General features: G+C 74.4%; 17 protein-coding genes. 6 read left to right on the top strand and 11 right to left on the bottom strand.

Annotated elements, in window-relative coordinates:
* Positions 1 to 104: 104 nt before the first annotated feature.
* Positions 105 to 848 carry an SOS response-associated peptidase gene (locus ACFCY1_RS37955; protein ID WP_375877480.1) on the bottom strand — a complete coding sequence of 248 codons (744 nt, stop codon included), beginning with the start codon at positions 846 to 848 and terminating at the stop codon, positions 105 to 107.
* Positions 849 to 883: 35 nt separating this feature from the next.
* Positions 884 to 1,669: a helix-turn-helix transcriptional regulator gene (locus ACFCY1_RS37950; protein WP_375877479.1), complete on the bottom strand. Its 786-nt coding sequence runs from the start codon at positions 1,667 to 1,669 to the stop codon at positions 884 to 886.
* Positions 1,670 to 1,723: 54 nt separating this feature from the next.
* Between ACFCY1_RS37950 and ACFCY1_RS37945 the strand changes: the two genes are divergently transcribed.
* Together ACFCY1_RS37945 and ACFCY1_RS37940 are read left to right on the top strand one after the other, a co-directional pair.
* Complete coding sequence (locus ACFCY1_RS37945) at positions 1,724 to 2,944, top strand: MFS transporter (protein WP_375877478.1); 1,221 nt, start codon at positions 1,724 to 1,726, stop codon at positions 2,942 to 2,944.
* Positions 2,945 to 3,038: 94 nt separating this feature from the next.
* Entirely contained in the window at positions 3,039 to 4,091 is a 1,053-nt protein-coding gene (locus ACFCY1_RS37940; RefSeq protein ID WP_375877481.1) for an alpha/beta hydrolase family protein, read from the top strand.
* A gap of 31 nt (positions 4,092 to 4,122) precedes the next feature.
* Here ACFCY1_RS37940 and sigJ read toward each other — a convergent pair whose 3' ends face one another.
* On the bottom strand, positions 4,123 to 5,112 hold the full coding sequence (gene sigJ, locus ACFCY1_RS37935; RefSeq protein WP_375877477.1) for an RNA polymerase sigma factor SigJ: 990 nt from the start codon (positions 5,110 to 5,112) through the stop codon (positions 4,123 to 4,125).
* A gap of 91 nt (positions 5,113 to 5,203) precedes the next feature.
* On the opposite strand from sigJ, the gene ACFCY1_RS37930 reads away from it, so the two are divergent.
* On the top strand, positions 5,204 to 5,653 hold the full coding sequence (locus ACFCY1_RS37930; RefSeq protein WP_375877476.1) for a hypothetical protein: 450 nt from the start codon (positions 5,204 to 5,206) through the stop codon (positions 5,651 to 5,653).
* An 8-nt stretch (positions 5,654 to 5,661) separates the two neighbouring features.
* Here the strand turns inward: ACFCY1_RS37930 and ACFCY1_RS37925 are convergent, their stop codons facing one another.
* The 5 genes from ACFCY1_RS37925 to ACFCY1_RS37905 all read right to left on the bottom strand — a co-directional run bounded on the left by ACFCY1_RS37925 (position 5,662) and on the right by ACFCY1_RS37905 (position 12,443).
* The gene (locus tag ACFCY1_RS37925) at positions 5,662 to 7,752 is read right to left on the bottom strand and encodes an alpha-galactosidase (RefSeq protein WP_375877475.1); all 2,091 of its coding nucleotides are present in this window, start codon (positions 7,750 to 7,752) and stop codon (positions 5,662 to 5,664) included.
* Between the two features lie 109 nt (positions 7,753 to 7,861).
* The gene (locus ACFCY1_RS37920; protein WP_375877474.1) at positions 7,862 to 10,306 is read right to left on the bottom strand and encodes an RICIN domain-containing protein; all 2,445 of its coding nucleotides are present in this window, start codon (positions 10,304 to 10,306) and stop codon (positions 7,862 to 7,864) included.
* A 318-nt stretch (positions 10,307 to 10,624) separates the two neighbouring features.
* Positions 10,625 to 11,191: a rhodanese-like domain-containing protein gene (locus ACFCY1_RS37915; protein WP_375877473.1), complete on the bottom strand. Its 567-nt coding sequence runs from the start codon at positions 11,189 to 11,191 to the stop codon at positions 10,625 to 10,627.
* A gap of 101 nt (positions 11,192 to 11,292) precedes the next feature.
* Positions 11,293 to 12,042, bottom strand: coding sequence for a sulfite exporter TauE/SafE family protein (locus ACFCY1_RS37910; RefSeq protein WP_074003096.1), 750 nt, complete (start codon positions 12,040 to 12,042; stop codon positions 11,293 to 11,295).
* The gene (locus ACFCY1_RS37905; protein WP_375877472.1) at positions 12,039 to 12,443 is read right to left on the bottom strand and encodes a rhodanese-like domain-containing protein; all 405 of its coding nucleotides are present in this window, start codon (positions 12,441 to 12,443) and stop codon (positions 12,039 to 12,041) included. The genes ACFCY1_RS37910 and ACFCY1_RS37905 overlap by 4 nt, the downstream gene beginning before the upstream one ends.
* Positions 12,444 to 12,839: 396 nt before the next feature.
* Between ACFCY1_RS37905 and ACFCY1_RS37900 the strand changes: the two genes are divergently transcribed.
* Positions 12,840 to 14,225: a rhodanese-like domain-containing protein gene (locus ACFCY1_RS37900; RefSeq protein ID WP_375877471.1), complete on the top strand. Its 1,386-nt coding sequence runs from the start codon at positions 12,840 to 12,842 to the stop codon at positions 14,223 to 14,225.
* A 51-nt stretch (positions 14,226 to 14,276) separates the two neighbouring features.
* Positions 14,277 to 14,765: an RCC1 domain-containing protein gene (locus tag ACFCY1_RS37895; protein ID WP_310593054.1), complete on the top strand. Its 489-nt coding sequence runs from the start codon at positions 14,277 to 14,279 to the stop codon at positions 14,763 to 14,765.
* Here the strand turns inward: ACFCY1_RS37895 and ACFCY1_RS37890 are convergent.
* The gene (locus ACFCY1_RS37890; protein WP_049649631.1) at positions 14,686 to 15,108 is read right to left on the bottom strand and encodes an SsgA family sporulation/cell division regulator; all 423 of its coding nucleotides are present in this window, start codon (positions 15,106 to 15,108) and stop codon (positions 14,686 to 14,688) included. The two genes, ACFCY1_RS37895 and ACFCY1_RS37890, sit on opposite strands and share 80 nt — an antisense overlap.
* Before the next feature lie 378 nt (positions 15,109 to 15,486).
* On the opposite strand from ACFCY1_RS37890, the gene ACFCY1_RS37885 reads away from it, so the two are divergent.
* On the top strand, positions 15,487 to 15,891 hold the full coding sequence (locus ACFCY1_RS37885; protein WP_375877470.1) for a DUF6328 family protein: 405 nt from the start codon (positions 15,487 to 15,489) through the stop codon (positions 15,889 to 15,891).
* Positions 15,892 to 15,945: 54 nt separating this feature from the next.
* Here the strand turns inward: ACFCY1_RS37885 and ACFCY1_RS37880 are convergent, their stop codons facing one another.
* Both ACFCY1_RS37880 and ACFCY1_RS37875 read right to left on the bottom strand, forming a co-directional pair.
* Entirely contained in the window at positions 15,946 to 17,586 is a 1,641-nt protein-coding gene (locus tag ACFCY1_RS37880; RefSeq protein WP_375877469.1) for a phytoene desaturase family protein, read from the bottom strand.
* On the bottom strand, positions 17,568 to 18,062 hold the full coding sequence (locus tag ACFCY1_RS37875) for an SRPBCC family protein (RefSeq protein ID WP_375877468.1): 495 nt from the start codon (positions 18,060 to 18,062) through the stop codon (positions 17,568 to 17,570). The genes ACFCY1_RS37880 and ACFCY1_RS37875 overlap by 19 nt, the downstream gene beginning before the upstream one ends.
* Between the last annotated feature and the right edge of the window lie 131 nt (positions 18,063 to 18,193).

Below are 18,193 nucleotides of genomic sequence, written 5' to 3'. Positions count from 1 at the left end.
TCGATGCAGTTGCGCCCAAGAACGCCGCCCCAGCGCAGTAAGGCAGTCACGAGGCGTCACCGCCCTGGCTTGACAACATCATTGGGAATCTCCCTGGTTCGGCCTCAGTCCGCCAGGCCCAGTGGGTCCGGGGCGGTGTCCAGTAGGTGGGGGCCGTTGTTGCGGACGCTGTTGACGGTGGTGGGGACGGCGCGGACGCGCAGGGTGTCGTCGGCGGGGCTGTGCAGCAGGTGGTGGAGTTCGGCGGGGTCGGTGTGGGCGGGGGAGAGCCAGGTGGCGAGGTCGTCGGGGGCGATGGTGAGGGGCATCCGGTCGTGGACGCGGCCGGCGGAGTCGGTGGCGTCGGTGGTGATGACGGTGGCGGTGGCCAGCCAGGCGAGCGGGTCGTCCTCGGGGCGGGTGTGGTCGCGCCAGAACTCGTAGAGGCCGGCCATCAGCATCAGGCCGCCGGTGCTGAGGAAGTAGGGCTGCTTGTACTTCTTCCGGTCGGCGGCGGCGGGGACCTCGCGCCACTCGAAGTAGCCGTCGGCGGGGATCACGCAGCGGCGGGTGGTGAAGGCCTTGCGGAAGGCGGGCTTGGTGTCGACGGTCTCCGAGCGGGCATTGATCAGGCGGGCGCCGCCGGACGGGTCCTTGGCCCAGGACGGGACCAGGCCCCAGCGCAGCGGGCGCAGTTGGCGCAGCAGTTCGCCGGTGTCCCGGTCGACGCGTTCCAGGACGGCCGGGACCGGGTCGGTCGGGGCGACGTTCCAGCTCGGCGCGAAGGTCTCGGCCGGGTCCCACCGGAGCTCCCCGAGCAGGGAGACGAGGTCCTGGGGCGTGGTGGTGGAGACGAAGCGGCCGCACATGCCCCCAGCCTGCCACGCGGTACGGACAACGGCGTTCAGCGCGGCGCGCGCCCGCCCGGGGTGTGTCCGAAGGCGCGGCGGTACACGTCGATGAAGGCGCTGGCGGAGGCCCAGCCGCAGCGGTGCGCCACGGTGGTGACGGGCAGGCCCTCGGCGAGCAGTACCAGGGCGTGGTGCAGCCGCAGCTGGGTGCGCCACTGGGGGAAGGTCATGCCGAGGTCGGCGCGGAACAGTCGGGAGAGGGTGCGGTCGCTGGCGCCGACGGCGTGGCCGAGTTCGGCGAGCGTACGGCCGTCGGCCGGGTCGGCCTCCAGCAGCGCGCACAGGGCGCGGAGCAGGGGTGTGGCGGGGGTGGGGAGGTGGAGCGGGCTCTGCGGGGAGGCGCGCAGCTGGTCGAGCAGGACGGCGCGCAGCCGGGCGCGTTCGGGGGTGTCCTGGTCGGGGGTGCGGGTGTAGGCGACGATCAGTTCGCGCAGCAGAGGGCCGACGGCGAGGACGGTCGGGCGGTCCAGGCCGAGCGGGTTGTCGGCGGCGGGCAGGCCGACCAGGTGGAGTTCGAGTTCGCCGTGGGCCTGGTGGGCGTGGACGGTGCCGGCCGGGATCCACAGCGCGCGGTCGCCGGGGGCGACCCAGGAGCCGGCGTCGGTGGTGATGCCGACCACGCCCCGGGCGGCGTAGGCGATCTGGTGGTCGTCGTGCCGGTGCGCGTCGATGGCGCCGCCGGAGGGCAGCAGGCGGGCCTCGGTCGACGCGACGGGAGTGTGGCGCGTCACGACGGGTGTATGGCGCGAGGCGACGGGAGCGTGGCGGATTCTCGGCATCGGATGGCAGGTTATCGGAAGTCCGACAGCGGGTGCGGGCCCGAGGCTGGCGGCATGCCGAAACGATCCTCCGACCGAAGGTCGATCCTCCTGCTCTCCGTCGGGCACTCCTGTGTGGACGTCTACCAGGGCGCGGTGGCGGCCCTGGTGCCGTTCTTCGCGGCCGAGCGCCACTACGGCTACGCCGCCGTGTCCGGGGTGGTGCTCGCCGCCTCGCTGCTCTCCTCGGTTGCGCAGCCGCTGTTCGGGGCGCTCACCGACCGCCGGCCGCTGCCCTGGCTGCTGCCGGTCAGCACGCTGCTGGGCGGCGCGGGCATCGCGCTCAGCGGGGTGGGCGGCTCGTACGGGCTGACGCTGGCCTTCGTGGCGCTGTCCGGGGTCGGGGTGGCGGCCTACCACCCGGAGTCGGCCCGGGTGGCCCGGCTGGCGGCGCGGCGGGCGGGGGACGGGCGGCGCGGCCTGGGCACCCATCGGGGGATGGCCTGGTTCTCGCTGGGCGGCAACCTGGGCTTCGCCGCCGCCCCGCTGCTGGTCGCCGCCGTGGTGGGGACGGGCGGGCTGCGGCTGACCCCGCTGCTGGCGCTGCCCGCGCTCGCGGGCGCCGCGCTCTGCCTGCCGGTGCTGCGCGAGCTGGAGCGGCGGCGGGCGGCCGGGGAGGCGCGCGAGCCGGTTCCGGGGGCCGACGACCGTGCGGCCTTCGTGCGGCTGTCGCTGGCGGTGGTCTGCCGCTCGGTCGCGTTCGTCGGGCTGAGCACCTTCCTCTCGCTGTTCACCACCCAGCGCCTGGGCGGCGGTGCGGCGGCGGGCACGGCGGCGCTGGTGGTGCTGTACGCGGGCGGTGCGGTGGGCTCGGTGCTGGGCGGCGCGCTGGCGGACCGGTGGGGGCGGGTGGCGGTGGCCCGCTGGTCGTACCTGGTGGCGGCGGTCGCGGTGGCCGGGGTGCTGCTGGTGCCGGGCCCGGCGCTGTACCTGTTCGTGGCGCTGACCTCGGCGGGCCTGTACGTGCCGTTCTCCCTGCAGGTCACGCTGGGGCAGGACTACCTGCCGTCGCGGATCGGTACGGCGAGCGGGATCACCCTCGGGCTGACGGTGAGCGTCGGCGGGTTGGCGAGCCCGGTGATCGGCGCTCTCGCGGACGCGACCTCGCTGCGTACGGCGCTGCTGCCGCTGGTGCTGATGCCGGTGCTGAGCTGGGCGCTGTTCCGGACGCTGCCGGAGCCGGTGGTGTCGGAGCGGGTGGCTCCCGAGGCCGGGACGGCGCCGGTCGGGCGGTGACCGCCTCCGGGTAGGCGGCGGGAAAGACGATCACTTCATTGCGTTCATGTCTGCTACGGTCGTTTTCGAAACGAACGATTGATGGGTGAACGCTATGAAGATGTTCGGCAGGCGCCGGTGGCTCTGGGGCTCACTGCTGTCCGTGGCCGTGCTGCTGGCCGGCGCGGGCGGCTGGGTGGTCTACCAGAACGAGTACGACCTCACGGAGGAGCGGGTCACCGTCACCGGCGGCAGGCAGCCGCTCCAGGGCGTCCTGGCCCGCCCCACCGGCGGCCACGGGCCGTACGGACTGGTGGTCTTCGTCCACGGCGACGGGCCCGTGGACGCCACCCACGACACCTTCTACCGGCCGCTCTGGGAGGCCATGGCGAAGGCCGGGTACGCGACGCTCTCCTGGGACAAGCCCGGCGTCAACAACGCCCCCGGCGACTGGCTGGACCAGAGCATGCAGGACCGCGTCGACGAGACCCTCGCCGCGATCCGCTGGGCCAAGGCCCAGCCCGGCATCGACCCGAACCGGATCGGGCTCTGGGGCGCCAGCCAGGCCGGCTGGGTGATGCCCAAGGCCGCCCGGCAGTCCCCGGACGTCAGGTTCGTGATCGCCGTCGGCACCGCCGTCAACTGGCTCCAGCAGGGCCGCTACAACCTGCTCGCCGAGCTGGGGGAACGGCACGCCTCGCCCGCGGAGACCGCGGCCGCCGTCGCCCGCAGCGACCGCAACCTGGCCGCCCTGCGGGCCGGTTCGACCTTCGAGGAGTACCGGGCCGCCGGCGGCGACGTCGACGGGCTGACCCCCGAGCGCTGGGCGTTCAACAAGCGCAACCACCTCGCCGACGCCACCGAGGACCTCGCCGCCCTCCGGGTGCCGGTGCAGCTCGTCCTCGGCGGCCGGGACGTCAACGTCGACAGCGACGACACCGAGGCCGCCTACCGCCGCCTCGTCACCACCCCGGGCCTGCTCCACGTCCTGCGCTTCCCGGACTCGACCCACAACATGGTGCCCAAGGACGTCGAGGACTCCGAGCTGCGCAGCACCTTCCTCGCCGTCGCCGCACCGCGCTCGCTGTTCACCCCCGGCTACCTCGACGGCATGCGGAACTTCCTGACCTCGCTCGACCCGGCCTCGCCCGACCACCCGAAGGGCTGACCCGCGACGAAACGTGGAGCTGTAGGACCACTCAGCGGCCGTGCGGTTCGCGCTCCGGGTCAAGGCCCGGCTCGTACGCGGTCCACGGGCGCAGCTTCTCCGGGTTGCGGACCGCCCAGACGCGGGTGATCCGGCCGTCGGCCAGGTCGAAGGCCGCCACCGTCGCGGTGCGGCCGCCGAGCCGGGCGACCAGGCCGGGGCGGCCGTTGACGGTCCGTTCGAGGAGGGTGAGCCCGGGGGCGAGGTCGGCGAAGTGGACCAGGTACCGGGCGATCCGCTCGCCGCCCACCACCGGGCGCAGGGCGGCGCCGGCCAGGCCGCCGCCGTCGGCGGTCATCGTGGCGTCGGGGGCGAGCAGGCCGACCAGGGCCGCGATGTCCCGGGCCTCCCAGGCCCGCTTGAAGTCCCGTACCAGTCCGGCCTGCGCGCCCGTCGGGGTCGCCGGGGCCCGGGCGGCCCTGATCCGGCGGCGGGCGGAGGAGGCCAGCTGGCGGCAGGCCGCCGGGGTGCGGCCGACGATCCCGGCCACCTCGGGGAAGGGGTAGCGGAAGACGTCGTGCAGGATGAACGCCACCCGCTCCGCCGGGGTCACCGCCTCCAGGACGACCAGGAAGGCCATGGTCACCGACTCGTCCAGGGTGACCCAGTCCGCGGGATCGGCCGGCCCGCCGCCGGCCGGGCCGCCGACCCACTCGCCGCGGTCGGGCAGCGGCTCGGGCAGCCACTCGCCGACGTAGCGCTCCCGCCGGGCCCGCGCCGACCCGAGCTGGTCCAGGCAGACCCGGCCGGCCACCGTGGACAGCCAGGCACCCGGCGAGGCGATGGCCTCCTGCTGCTCCCGGGACAGCGCGTACCACCGGGCGTACGTCTCCTGCACCGCGTCCTCGGCCTCGGCCAGCGAACCGAGCAGCCGGTAGGCCAGGTTGATCAGCTGCCGCCGCTCGCCGACGACCACGCCCGGGTCCGGTACGGAGGGGGTGCTCACGGTCGGGGCCGCTCCCCGGGTCTGCTCGTCCGTCATGGACCCTCGCCTCACACTTCGCCGGCCTGTGTCGTCGGATGAGCGGGACACTATCGATCGGCTGCCGCGAGGCAGAAGAGGGGAGCGCGTCATGGCCATCGGGACGACGGCGAAGGCGGCCACGGGCAGCACGGGCAGCACGGGCACGGCGGCGGGGCTGCGTGCCCACACCTTCCTCCGGGCCTCCGTGGCGCTCCAGACCGTGGCGGTCCTCTTCCAGGCGGTCACGGCCGGGCTGCTGCTCTCCACCTCCTACGGCGAGACGCTGCACAGCGTCGGCGCGCGCGTGATGTACGGGTCCTCGATGCTGTACCTGCTCGCCGCCGTCCTGGCCTGGCGGCCCGGCGGCGGCTCGCCCCGTCCGGTCCTGTACGCCACCGGGTTCCTGGTGCTGGCCTCGGCGCAGGTCGTGCTGGGCGTCGCGCACGTGCCGTCGGTCCACGTCCCGCTGGGCGTGGTCGTCTTCGGGCTGAGCGTGGCGGTACTGGTCCGGATGCCGGCCGTCCGCGCCACGCGGCGGACGGCCGGCACGAGGGACTGAGCGGGCCCTCAGGACCCGAGGGTCCAGCGCTGGCCGGTGGCCGGGCGGGTGGTGACGGGGGTTCCGGCGGTGCCGGCGCCCGCGTCGAGGGCGAGGCCGGTGGCGACGTTGGTGACGGTGACGGAACCGGTGGCCTGGTCCTGGGTCAGCTTCCACTCCTGCCAGGGGTTGCCGGGCGACAGGTCGAGCAGGTAGGCGCTGTCACCGGCCGAGGCCCCGGCGGAGAGCACGGTGTGCCGGTGGGTGCCGGTGGCGCAGTTGTCGCTGATCCGGACGGTCCCGTCGGGGTTACTGGCGAAGGTCCACTGCTGCGCCGGGTCGCCGGGGCGCGCGGGCTCCAGGTCGGTGATCGAGCCGAGCGGCGCGGTGCACGAGCCGAGCAGGGACAGCGCGAGGCCGCCGCTGCTCAGGGAGTGGTACGCACCGTCGTCGACCACGCCGGACGGCCCGCCGGTGCCCTGCTTGGCGAGCCGGTAGAGGGCCGCGCCGTGCGGCGGGAGGGAGGCGCTGATCGGGCCGGTGACGGTCGAACCCGCGCCCGTCCACAGCTCCTTGGCCTGGTAGCCGGAGCCGCCGAGGCCGAGTTCGGCCAGGCTGGTGGCGACGGTGCGGCCGGCCGACGGGTCCTGGTTGACCAGCAGCACGGCGGTGTCGCCGTTGGCGAGCTGCCGCTTGAGGACCACCGGGGCGTGCCCGTCGGCCGGCTTGGCGCCGACCAGGGTGGCGGGCTTCGCCAGGCCGTCCTGGTCGACGGCGATGACCTCCTTGTTCTTCAGGATCGCCAGGCTGGTGTCGTTGATCCCGGTGGACCAGGTGTAGCCGTCCGCGCTGTGCTGCGACTGCGCGGCGGTGCGCAGGTCGGCGCCGGAGATCATCGGCGCGGCGAGCATGGCGAGGACCGAGGCCTCCGTCCGCGACTCGTCGTCGGTGAAGGGCTTGTGGCAGGTGCAGGTGTCCGTGGTGCCCCACAGGCCGTAGACGTCCTGCCAGCCGGTGAACATCATGTCCAGGTCGTTCCAGCTGCCCGGGCGGACGTTGCCCGGGTACTGCAGCGCGGTCTGCAACTGCCCGTTCCAGAGCACCCCGTCGAGCTCGCTGTCCCGGTCGCCGCCGATCCGGCAGAGGTTGGCGACCTGGCCGCACCAGATGCCGGTGGGCGCGTAGCCGGGGGCGTGGAAGGGGGCCGTCCCGGCGGCCTGGACCACCGGGTCGGTGCGGGCCGGGTCGTCGGCGGCGAGCAGGTACGGGACCCCGCTGTGGACGGGCTGGGCGGAGACGCTGAGGGTGACCTTGGGCTTCCCCTGGGCGGCGGAGGCGGCGTCCAGGGCGTGCTGGAAGGTCTGCACCCGGGCGTAGATGGAGCGGGTCAGCTCCTTGCCCTCGCCCTGGGTGTAGTAGTTGTGCCCGTCCGGGCCGACGATCTGCGGGCCGTACGGGCAGTCGTCGTACTTGACGAAGTCGACGCCCCAGGAGACGAAGTCGGCGGCGTCGGTGGACTCGTGGCCGAGGCTGCCGGGGTGCATCTGGCAGGTGAGGTAGGTGTCGGTGGCGTAGAGGCCGAACTTCATGCCCTTGCTGTGCGCGTACTGGGCGAGGTACGCGATGCCGTTGACGGTGTGGCCGTCGACGGTCCGCTCGGGGAAGTGGTCGGGGCGCGGGACCAGGTGGCCGGAGGTGGGGTCGTTGCCGGTGCCGTCGGTGCCGCTGACCGGGTTGCCGGCGTTGTCGTACAGCTGGAGGCCGCCGTCGGCGTTGCGGACCAGGTCGGAGCTCTGGCCGTCGCGGTGCCAGAGCGACCAGCCGTCGTCGATGGTGACGGTGTCGTAGCCGGCCGCGACCAGGCCGTTGGCGGCCATGAAGTCGATGGTCTGGACGACCTGGTCCTGGGTGACCTCGGTGCCGAGGGAGTTCCAGGAGTTCCAGCCCATCGGCGGGGTCGGGGCGTTGCCGTTGCCGAGGCCGGGGCCGGTGCCGATCGCGGTGGGGGTGGGGGTGGCGGTGGCGGGAGCGGCCGTGCCGAGGCCGACGGCTCCGAGGCCGGCGGTCGCGAGCGCGAGGGAGAGCAGGGATGCCGCGAAACGGCGGCGGGTTCGGCGCATGAGCGCCCTCCTGAGGGGTGGGGGATGGTGAGATGACGAACCGTCAGGAAGTGAGGGGGTGCGGCCGGCCGGGTGGGGCCGGCCGGCCGCGGATTGTGCTGTGTGGGGGTCAGTCGGTGACGGTCGCGGTCGCGGAGTGTCCGGGCGCGAGGGTCACGGTGGTGGAGGTGTAGGTCGTGCCGTCGACGGTCGTGGTGCGGGCCTCCCGCTGCTCGCCGTCGACGGTGGCGCGGGCGTGCTGACCGGGGAAGCGGGCCTCCCAAGTCACAGGCTCCGTACCGGTGTTGGTGACGGTGCTGCGCTGCGCGCCGTCGTGGCGGACGGTCACCGTGCCGCCGCCCACCGGGATGCCCGCGACCTGGAGCCAGCCCATCGAGGCGGGCAGCCGCGGGGTGGTGGAGAGCGCGTGGCCGGCGGCGTCGGGGGTGACGCCGAGCAGGCCCTGGACGGTCTGGGCGAGCAGGGTGAACGGGACCTCGGGGTAGTCGCCGTTCAGCATCGCGCCGCTCACGTGCGGCTCGCCGACGCTCTCGTAGACGTGCCGCATCCACTTCCAGGCGGTGCTGCCGTCGTGGTTGGCGAAGAAGGCGTCCGGCAGGTAGGTGTAGGCCTCCAGGTTCGCCGAGCGCTCCGGGCCGGAGTCGGCGGCGTCGATGGCGGCGAGCTGGGCGTCCCGGCGCGGGCCCGGGTCGAGCAGCCCCTTGACCGGCATCAGCACGCTCGCCTCGTAGCCCCAGCCGGTGATCGGCTTGCTGGCGGTGTCGTAGCCGTGGACGACCTCGCCGGGCTGCGAACCGTCCACGCTCCAGGTGGAGTTGACGTACGTGCGCAGCTGATCGGAGGCCTTCCGGTAGCCGGCGGCGGAGGCGGCGTCGCCCCGGGCGTCGGCCAGCGCGGCGGCGGAGAGGTAGGCCTGGTACTGGGCGCCGACCGCGTCCCCGGCCTCGGCGTAGGTGCGGGTGGCGTTCTCGGCGTAGCTGGCGGTGCCGGCGAAGATGCTGCGGCTGGTGGCCTGCGGGATCGGCACCCCGCCGTTGTCGACCGGGCCGGGGCGGGCGGCGATGAACGGGCCGAGGGTGTTGCGCACGTACCGGCCCAGGCCCGGGTCCTCGGCGTAGTCGCGGTCGCCGGTCCAGCGGTAGGCCTCGCCGGCCTGCTGGACGAGTTCGAACGGCGCGGGCAGCTCGCGGACGAAGCGGTCGGGGCTCCGGTAGTCGATGGCGCCGTAGTTGCGGGCGTCGAAGTTGAGCGCCCAGACCGGGTAGAGCTTGTTGACCTCGGTGGCGGAGGCCGCGAAGCCGCGCAGCATGGTCTTGTTCTCGGCGTCCAGGCCGAGCAGGTGGGCGCCGACCAGCTGGTGGGCGAAGTCGCGGCTGTAGAAGGCGGAGCGGAACGGGTAGCCGGCCCAGTAGGTGGCGTCGTAGGTGGTGGTGCCGGTGCCGCCGGGGTGGTTCTCGTCCTGGTCGAGCACGCCGGTGGCGCCGGCCTGCTGCACCCAGCTGTTGGCCTTGGCCTTGGCCCAGTCGAAGAGGGCGACGGCCTCGGGGTCGGAGGAGCTGATCACCGGGTCGTTGGGGGCGGCCGGGGCGACGGCGGCGTCGTCCACGTTGATCCAACCCGTGGGGGAGGAGCCGATGGTGAGGGTCAGCCGGTCGCCGGGGGCGACCCGGACCCGGGGGAGGGTGTACTTCGCGTAGAGGGACTGCTCGGGCAGCGGGAGGGAGCGCACCACGGTGCCGTTGACGCTCACCGAGAGGCTGCCGCCGGCGCCGCCCGTCGCGATCCAGGCGGACAGGTCGTAGCTGCCCGCGGTGACGGCGGTCACCTGCTGGCTCACCGCGTAGCCGGGGCCGGCGTCGAGGTAGGCGAGGCGGGCACCGCCGTGCGGGTTGTTGGTGGCGGTGCCGGTGTGGGGGGTGAAGGTCCAGCCGCCGGAGGTGCTGCCGGCGGTGGCGGCGCCGTTCGTGCCGTTCGTGCCGTTCGTGCCGCTCGTGTCGCTCGTGTCGCTCGTGCCGCTCTGCTCGAAGCCGGGGTCGGCGAGGACCAGCGGCTCGGTGCGGGTGAGCGTCCAGCGGTGGGTGGGGCGGTTGTCGCAGTGGTGGGCCACCGGGGCCGGGTCGGCGGTCAGGCAGCCGCCGGTGCCGCGGGTGGTGAGGGTGTAGGTGCCCTGCGGCGCGCGGGAGACGGTGAAGCGCTCGGCCTCGGGGGAGCTGCCGCAGTCGGCGGTGGCGGGGCGGCGGTCCGGGCCGCCGAGGGTGAGGCAGCGGCCGCTGGCGGCGTTGACCAGCAGGTAGTCGGTGCCGGCGCGGCGCAGCTGCCAGCGCTGGCTGAGCAGCCGCCCGCAGGCGGCGCCGACCACCGGGGTGCCGGGGGCGGGCTGGGCGTACTGCGGGCCGAGGCAGCTGCCGTCCAGGGCGGAGCCGAGGAGGTAGCCGCCGCCGTCGACGAGCGGCGTTCCGGCGGCCGCCGGGGCCGGGGCGGCGCCGAGGGCCTGGGCGGCGAGGACGGCCAGGAGGGCGAGACCGGTGGGTAAGGCGCGGGGGCGGGGCGGCATGGCGGGAGCTACCTCCGGTCGGGGTCGGGTGGCGGGGCGATGGCGTTTGAACGTTCAAATCGGATGGGTGGTGTGCGTTACGATGCATCGCATGTGATGGGTGACATTTCACATGGTGGGCTCGGCCACGTCAACGGGATGCGCGGTGACGGCTTCCGGGAGACAGCTGGGAGAAGAGGTGAAGGCCCCTGGAAACCGCCCGGGGGTGGGCAGGGGCCTTCACGATCTGGGAACGGTCGCGGTCCGGGCCCCGTGACGGTCGGGGCCCGGCCCGCGACCGGGCTCAGTGGCCCGAGGGTCTCAGCGCTTAGGCTGGGCTCAGCGCGTCAGGGCCGCGAGCGTCTCGTCCAGGCTCGGCGTGCCGGGGCGGGGCCGGTTGTACGGGAGCTTGGAGAGCATCGAGCCCATCGCGCAGGTGTTGGTCAGCGCGGAGAAGGCCAGCCCGCCGCCGACGGCGGCGGAGACCCAGCGGGCACCCGGCAGGGCGAGGTCGACCAGCACGCCGGCCAGCACCAGCGAGCCGGCCACCAGGCGGACCTGGCGGTCCAGCGCCCACACCCGGCGGGCGCCGGCCACCTGGTCCAGCGGCCGCCCGGCGCTCGCCCAGGCGTTGGTGCCGCCGGTCAGGGTGAGGGTCGGGATGCCGGCGTCGGCCAGCACGCGGCAGGCGTTGTCGGCGCGCGGCCCGGCGGCGCAGACCACGGCGATCTCGCCCTGCCCGGCGGCCTCGCGCAGCGCGGGCAGGGCGCGGTCGAGCTGGTCGAGCGGGACGTTCAGGGCGCCGGGGATGTGGCCGGCGGCGTACTCGCCGGGGGAGCGGACGTCGATGAGGGTGAGCAGGCCGAGGCGGGGCTGGAGCTGCTCGACGGTCAGCGGCGTGGTCATGGGGGTGGGGGTCCTCTCGGGTGGGGGTGTCGGTGGTGGTGCGGGGAGGTTCGGGGGAGGCTCGGGGGCGGCTCGTCGTGGTGATCAGCCCACCGTGGTGATCAGCTCACCGTGGTGATGAGCATCAGCGCGGCGACGGCGAGCAGGGCGACGGCGAAGGCCTTCTGGAGGGTGCGCCCGCTGAGCTTGTCGGCCAGCCGCTTGCCGTCCCAGGCGCCGAGGATCGCCGCCCCGGTGAAGGGGGCGGCCACGGCCCAGTCGATCGCCCCGGCCGAGCCGAGGCGGGGCAGCAGGGCGGCGAGCGAGTTGGCGGTGATGACCAGAAGGCTGGTGCCGACGGCCTCGGCCATGGTGAAGGCGAGCACCGAGACCAGGGCCGGTACGGCGAGGAAGCCGCCGCCGACGCCGAGCAGTCCGGTGACGGCGCCGAGCCCGGCGCCCGCCGCCGTGGAGCGGCCGACTCCGGCGGCGGAACGTTCCTGCGCGTTCTTCGCGGGCGGCTTCAGCATCCGCCAGGCCGCGAGCGCTGCCAGTACCGAGAAGGCACCGGTCAGCAGCGCGCCCGGCAGATGGGCGGACAGCGCCCCGGCGGCCATGGCGGCGGGCAGTCCGGCGGCGGCGAACAGCGCGCCGGTGCGCCAGCGGACCCGGCCCGCCCGGGCGTGGGCGAGCAGCCCGGTCAGCGAGGTCGCGGCGACGATCACCAGGCTGGCGGTGGTGGCCAGCGCCGGGCTGAAGCCCAGCAGGTAGACCAGGGCGGGGACGGCGAGCATGCTGCCGCCGCCGCCCAGCCCGCCCAGGGCCAGCCCGACCACCGCACCGGCGGCGAGCGCCAGGATCAGCGTGGTCATATCACGTGCCCGGCGCCGCCGTCGGACGTGGTGACCGGCAGCCCGGCCAGCGCCCAGGCACCCATGCCGCCGACCACGTTCAGCGCCTCGACGCCGCGCCGCGCGAGCAGTTCCGCCGCGCGCCCGGATCGGTTGCCGGAGCGGCAGATCGCCAGCACGGTCCGCCCGGCCGCCCCGGTCGGCAGCGGGACACCGGCGGCCAGCCCGATCAACGGCTGGTGCAGCGCGCCGGGGGCGTGTCCGGCGGCGAACTCGGCGGCCTCCCGGACGTCCAGCAGCACGGCGGCGCCGGTGCGGGCGAGCTCGTGGGCCTCGGCGGGGGTGGCCCGCCCGGGGGCGCCCGGTCCGTGGGCGTCGGGCCGGCGGGCGTAGGGCCCGTGGGCGTGCGGCAGCAAGGGCATGAGGTGTCTCCAGTGGTGCAGACCGGACCGCAGTGGTCCGGCGGGTCGGGGGCGGCGCGGGCGTCCGTACGGGCCCGGTGGCCCGGTGCGGGTGGTGTGCCGGGTGCGTGGCATGACCGGTGCGTCCTCGGCCCCGCCGGCGACTGGCCCGTACCTGGCTCGGCGGCGGTGGCCGGCCCCTCGGTGCCTCACCATAGTACCCCCGGGGGTATTATCGAAATCGCTCGGCGATACCCCGTCCCGTATCGGCTCGGGCAGTCGTATGCTCGCAAATATACCGAGGGGGGTATCAGAACGGCGCTGCGGCGCCCGACACCGCCCAGGCCTACGAGCCGCCCACCCCCGCACCGCCCGGCCCCGAGCCGCCCAGTCCTATGCCGCCCAGGAAGGTCCCCCGTGTACTTCGCCCAGTTCTACCTCGACTGCCTCTCCCAGGCCTCGTACCTGATCGCCGACGAGCGCACCGGCCAGGCCGTGATCGTCGACCCCCGCCGGGATGTCGACGAGTACCTCGCCGACGTCACGGCACGCGGCCTGACCGTCGTCGGCGTCATCAACACCCACTTCCACGCCGACTTCCTCGCCGGCCACCTCGAACTGGCCGACCGCACCGGCGCCTGGATCGGGTACGGCCGCCGCGCGGAGACCGACTACCCCATCCGCCACCTCACCGACGGCGAACGGATCGAACTCGGCGACGTCACCCTGCAGATCATGGAGACCCCCGGGCACACGCCCGAGTCGATCAGCATCCTGGTCTTCGAGCAGCCCGACGACACCGTCCCGTACGGCGTGCTCACCGGCGACGCGCTGTTCATCGGCGACGTCGGCCGCCCCGACCTGCTCGCCTCGGTCGGCGTCACCGCCGCCGAACTCGGCGCGATGCTCTACGACAGCGTCCACCGCAAGCTGATGGGCCTGCCCGACGAGACCCTCGTCTTCCCCGCCCACGGCGCCGGCTCGGCCTGCGGCAAGAACCTCTCCACCGACCGCCAGTCCACCATCGGCGCGCAGCGACTGACCAACTACGCCTGCCAGCCCATGGACCAGGACACCTTCGTCCGCATCGTCACCGCCGGCCAGTCCGCCGCCCCCGCCTACTTCGGCCACGACGCCGCCCTCAACCGGCAGGACCGCCCGCTGCTCGACCGCACGCACGCCACCCGCCCCCTGTGCCCCGAAGGCTTCAAGGAGGCCCGAACCGCGGGCGCCGTCGTCCTCGACGCCCGCAACCCCCAGGACTTCGGCGCCGGACACCTGCGCGGCGCCGTCAACGTCCCCCTCGACGGCCGCTTCGCCGAACAGGCCGGCACCGTCCTCACCCCCGACAGCACCATCGCGATCATCGCCCCGCAGGACCGCGAAGGCGAGGTCGTCACCCGCCTCGCCCGCATCGGCTTCGACCACATCGCCGGCTACCTGCGCAACCCCGACAACGCCCTGCCCGCCCTCGCCGACCACCTCACCCCCGCCAGCCGCCTCACCGCCGACCAACTCCGCACCACCCTCACCGCCGAACAGCCCCCCACCGTCCTCGACGTCCGCACCTGCGGCGAACGCGAAACCGGCTTCATCGAAGGAGCCCTCCACATCCCCCTGACCGAACTCCCCACCCGCCTCGACGAAATCCCCACCGACCACCCCCTCGTCATCCACTGCGCCAGCGGCCACCGCTCCTCCATCGCCGCCAGCCTGCTGCGCCACCACGGCCACCCCGACGTCTCCGACCTCCTCGGCGGCTACGGCGCCTGGCACGCCCTCACCCACCCCGCCCAGGCCTGACCCCAGCCGACCCGGCCAACCCCGTCCGGGCCACGGGCAGGGAAGCGGGACGTGGCCGTGGTGGGGGCGGGGGAAGGTGGGTGTCGGTCACTGCTGCGGCAGCGCGAGCAGTCGGGCGTGCAGGCGTTGTGCATCCCGGCTGCTGCCGATGCTCCGGGCGTGGAGGGCGAGGGTGGCGCCGGCCCACACTTCGGCGTCGTCGGGGGTGTGCGGCTTGACGCGGGCGGCGCGGACTTCAGCCTCGCCCTGCTGGAGAACGGCCAGGTCTTCGCCTGGGGGCGCGGCATCAACGGCCAGCTCGGCACCGGCAACCGGGCCACCAGCTCGGTGCCGCGCCAAGTGACAGGCCTGGAGGTCGTCCTCGCCATCGCGGCCGGCGTGTACCACGCCCTCGCCCTGATGCCGGACGGCCATGGGCACCCGTGCGGCGCCGGGCGCCCGGCCGGCGCACTTCGTGCGGTCAGCCGGCGGCGCGCAGCCGGGCGAGGGTGGCGTCGATATCCAGGTGGTCGGTTTCCGATCCTGCGGGCACCAGGGTGAACGAGTCCGTGAGGAAGGCTGTCACGGCGTCCTCCGGGGCGCTGAGCACCGCCCGGCCGTCGGGGCCCTGCAGGGTGATGAGGACTTCGCCGACCGGTCCGGGGCTGATCTTGACGTCCCCGGTGCCGGTGGGGACGTGGCGCCCCTCGTTCAGTAGATCCCGGCTGAAGTACCAGCACACCTCGGCGTCGGAGCCGGTGCAGCCGCACGGGGTCAGCGGGAACACCAGGCATGCCGCATACGGAAGGGCCGTGTCGAAGCGGAGCTCCACGTCGACCGGGACGTCGGGCAGCGGGCTGTCGGGGAACGTGACGGGCATCGGGCGGACAGCGGACTTCTGCATCGGATCACCCTCCTGCGACGGCTGTGTGCGTCGGCCTCCGGTGGGCCGACGCATGCCAACGCGCCTACCCCAGCGCCCACGCGCCAGTCGGCAGGCTGGATATCTGCACAACTCCCTTGCTTTCGAGGAGTGTTGCATGTCGCAGCCACATGGGTGGAGCTCGGCAGGCCGGACAGGGACGAGCGCGCCGACGCCCTCTGCAACGTGATTCTCCGCCTGCCGGGAGCGCCAGGAGCGCACGGCCGGCGCGGACCACCGGCCTGTCCGGCAGGTATGCGTACCGGGCGGGGCAGGTCCTCCGGCGGACGGCTGCTCATCACGGACCTGTGGGAAACGACGGGCCAGAGCCGCCGTGCGGATCGTCTCCGACGATGCGTGGTGGCATGCTCGGATGATCGCGGCCCGTGTACGGAGGGAGTTTGCTGCGTCGCCACCGTCGTCCTCGGCGCCGTCGCCACCGGAGCCCTGATCGCGCCCGTGGCCTTCCACCGCTTCCTCACCGGCCACGGCATGAAACCCGAACTGGTCCACGTCGCCAGTCGCCTCATCGCCGTCGGACTCATCACCCTGGCCCTGACCATCGCCGCCGCGCTGCTGCTCCTGCTGCGCACCGCCACCGGCAACCCGGCCGCCGCCTGGGGCCTCAGCGCCGCCTGCCTGATCTGGTTCGCCACCAGCTGGCTCGTCCTGCCCCAGGTCGTGCTGCGTCGCACAGCCGCCGCGCGCCGGGCTGCCGTATCCGGGCTCGGTGCCCCCTGCGGCGGTGGCCGCCCCCCGCAGTGACAGCCCCTGCAATCCCGGCCTACCCGGGCCGCGGGTCCCGCCCGCCCGACGGCGTCACGCCGTCTCGCCCCCGCCTGGGTCGGCCAGGGCCCGCTGGGCGCGGGCCAGGGCGGGTCGCAGCAGCCGGCCGGTCCGGGCTTCCTGGGCGCGGAGCGCGGCGCGGGCGGCGTTCGCGCCGCAGGCGCCGTGCACGCCACCGCCCGGGTGGGCCGAGGCGGAGGCGAGGTAGAGGCGCTGGATGGGGGTCTCGGGCCGCCCCGTGCCGGGTAGCGGGCGGAGCAGCGCCTGTTGGTGGAGGGCCGCGGTGCCGCAGTTGATCGCCCCGCCGACCAGGTTCTGGTCCAGGTGTTCCAGCACCGGCGGGGTGAGTACGTGCCGGGCCTGGATCCGGCCGGTGAAGCCGGGGGCGAAGCGTTCGACCTGTGCTTCCATGCGGCGGGCGATGGCTTCGCTTTCCCTGTCGTCCCAGGACCCGGTGATGCCGTCGGGCCCGAGGTCGTCGGCGATGTGCTGGGGGACGTGGGTGTAGATCCAGGCCGATTCGGTGCCCGCGGGTGAGCGGGACGGGTCGGCGGTGGTCATCTGGCCGAGCAGCCCGAAGGGGCGGGCCGGTAGACGGCCGGTGCTGACCTGGAGTGCGTAGTCGCTCAGTTCCGTCCAGTCGGCGCCGAGGTGGACGGTGCCGGCCCGGTGTGCCTGCTCGGCGGTCCAGGGGATCGGCGCGTCGAGGGCCCAGTCGACCTTGACGGTGGCGAAGTCCCACTGGAAGCGGCGTACGGCGTCGCGGAATCCGGGCGGCAGGCGTCCTTCCCGGACCAGGCGGCCGTACAGGTGCGGAGCGGGCACGTCGGCGAGCACGGCTCGGCGCGCGCGGACGTAGTCTCCCTGGGCGGTGCGGATGCCCAGCGCCCGGCCGGCGCGGACGACGACCTCGCTGACCGGGGCACCGCGGCGGATCGTTCCCCCGCGCGATTCCAGACGCCGCACCAGGGCGCCGCTGAGGGCGCTGGCTCCGCCGACCGGTACCGGCCAGCCGTACTGCTCGCCGAGCATCGCCATGAGCCAGCCGAAGGCGGCGCTGCCCGGCGATTCGGGCAGTAGATCGGCGTGCAGCGCGCAGCCGGCCAGCAGCAGCCCCGGGCCGTCCCGGTCGAACTCCTCCTCGGCCAGTCGCCGTACGGGCAGCGCCGCTAAGCGGGCCAGCCGCAGCAGGCCGGGCGCCCGGAGACGCGCGGCCAGCGCCAGGCAGGCGCGTACCGGCGGGAACGGCGCGAACATCGCCCCTACCAGGTACGGGTCCAGGTCCTGCCAGAGCTGTGACAGCCGTCGCCAGGCGAGCGCGTCCGGCCGGCCGAAGCTCCGCCCGATGTCGTCGATGTTCGCCTCCGGTCCGCGCCGCAGCAGTGCGCAGTGACCGTCGGGCAGGGGATGGGCGAGCACGATCGGCGCGTGGCTCCAGGCGAGGCCGTGCTCTTCGAGGCGCAGGGCCGCGATCACCGGCGAGGCGGCGGCCAGCGGGTAGAACGAGCTGAACAGGTCGCTGACGTAGTCGGGGTGGACGCCGCGGTCGCTGCGGACAGCGCCGCCGGCCTGGTCCTGGGCCTCCAGCACCTCCACCTCCCAGCCGGCGTCGGCCAGCACGTTCGCGGCGACCAGGCCGTTCGGCCCGGCCCCGATCACGACGGCGTCGGCCATGACGGACCTCCCCCCGACGCGGACGCTTCCAGGCCGGCCGCCCGGGGCGCCTGCTCGACCGTGCGGGCGAGGCGGGCGAGCAGTCGGCGGTGGCGCAGATCCAGCACCAGGTCAGCGGGCGCCGTGTGGAGGCTCCCGCCCAGGCCCCGCAGCGGGTGCTCGTCGACGATCACCAGTGTGGCGTCGCCCCACGCGATCAGCTCGATGGCGATCCGGACGGTGCCGAGCCGCCCGGCGAAGGCCTCCAGTTCCAGCCGGTGCCCACTGTCGGACACACGTACGACGATGTGGCCTTCGAAGCGGAACGGGCCGGCGCTGACGGTGTAGCGCAAGCTCGACCCGACTGCGGGCCACCGGCCCTCACCCGGGCGGGTCCGCCCCGTGCCGGGCACCCACCGGCCGTACGCGGCCGGGTCGCCCAACACGCTCCACACCGCCTGCGGAGCCCGCTCTATCAGGACGTGTCTCACAGCCATCGGCTGTGCCTCCTTGTGTCCGGTCCCTGACGAATCACCCGTACCTCAAAAGGCGCATACCCGGTTAGTTCCCCTGAACGCGACACTCGCAGCGGCCCGTTCTCCGCCGTGGGGCAGGGCCACCCGTCCCA

Origin of the sequence: Kitasatospora sp. NPDC056273 (assembly GCF_042268845.1) — a bacterium.
Taxonomy (GTDB): domain Bacteria; phylum Actinomycetota; class Actinomycetes; order Streptomycetales; family Streptomycetaceae; genus Kitasatospora.
Note: the sequence above shows the minus strand (reverse complement) of the source record. Positions and strands in the feature narration are given on the sequence as shown.

Coding starts and splice junctions, on each gene's coding strand:
- ACFCY1_RS37920 (WP_375877474.1), bottom strand. CDS start 10,306: ATGCCGCCCCGCCCCCGCGCCTTACCCACCGGTCTCGCCCTCCTGGCC.
- ACFCY1_RS37915 (WP_375877473.1), bottom strand. CDS start 11,191: ATGACCACGCCGCTGACCGTCGAGCAGCTCCAGCCCCGCCTCGGCCTG.
- ACFCY1_RS37880 (WP_375877469.1), bottom strand. CDS start 17,586: ATGGCCGACGCCGTCGTGATCGGGGCCGGGCCGAACGGCCTGGTCGCC.
- ACFCY1_RS37910 (WP_074003096.1), bottom strand. CDS start 12,042: ATGACCACGCTGATCCTGGCGCTCGCCGCCGGTGCGGTGGTCGGGCTG.
- ACFCY1_RS37940 (WP_375877481.1), top strand. CDS start 3,039: ATGAAGATGTTCGGCAGGCGCCGGTGGCTCTGGGGCTCACTGCTGTCC.
- ACFCY1_RS37875 (WP_375877468.1), bottom strand. CDS start 18,062: ATGGCTGTGAGACACGTCCTGATAGAGCGGGCTCCGCAGGCGGTGTGG.
- ACFCY1_RS37905 (WP_375877472.1), bottom strand. CDS start 12,443: ATGCCCTTGCTGCCGCACGCCCACGGGCCCTACGCCCGCCGGCCCGAC.
- ACFCY1_RS37890 (WP_049649631.1), bottom strand. CDS start 15,108: ATGCAGAAGTCCGCTGTCCGCCCGATGCCCGTCACGTTCCCCGACAGC.
- ACFCY1_RS37930 (WP_375877476.1), top strand. CDS start 5,204: ATGGCCATCGGGACGACGGCGAAGGCGGCCACGGGCAGCACGGGCAGC.
- ACFCY1_RS37925 (WP_375877475.1), bottom strand. CDS start 7,752: ATGCGCCGAACCCGCCGCCGTTTCGCGGCATCCCTGCTCTCCCTCGCG.
- ACFCY1_RS37945 (WP_375877478.1), top strand. CDS start 1,724: ATGCCGAAACGATCCTCCGACCGAAGGTCGATCCTCCTGCTCTCCGTC.
- ACFCY1_RS37950 (WP_375877479.1), bottom strand. CDS start 1,669: ATGCCGAGAATCCGCCACGCTCCCGTCGCCTCGCGCCATACACCCGTC.
- sigJ (WP_375877477.1), bottom strand. CDS start 5,112: ATGACGGACGAGCAGACCCGGGGAGCGGCCCCGACCGTGAGCACCCCC.
- ACFCY1_RS37955 (WP_375877480.1), bottom strand. CDS start 848: ATGTGCGGCCGCTTCGTCTCCACCACCACGCCCCAGGACCTCGTCTCC.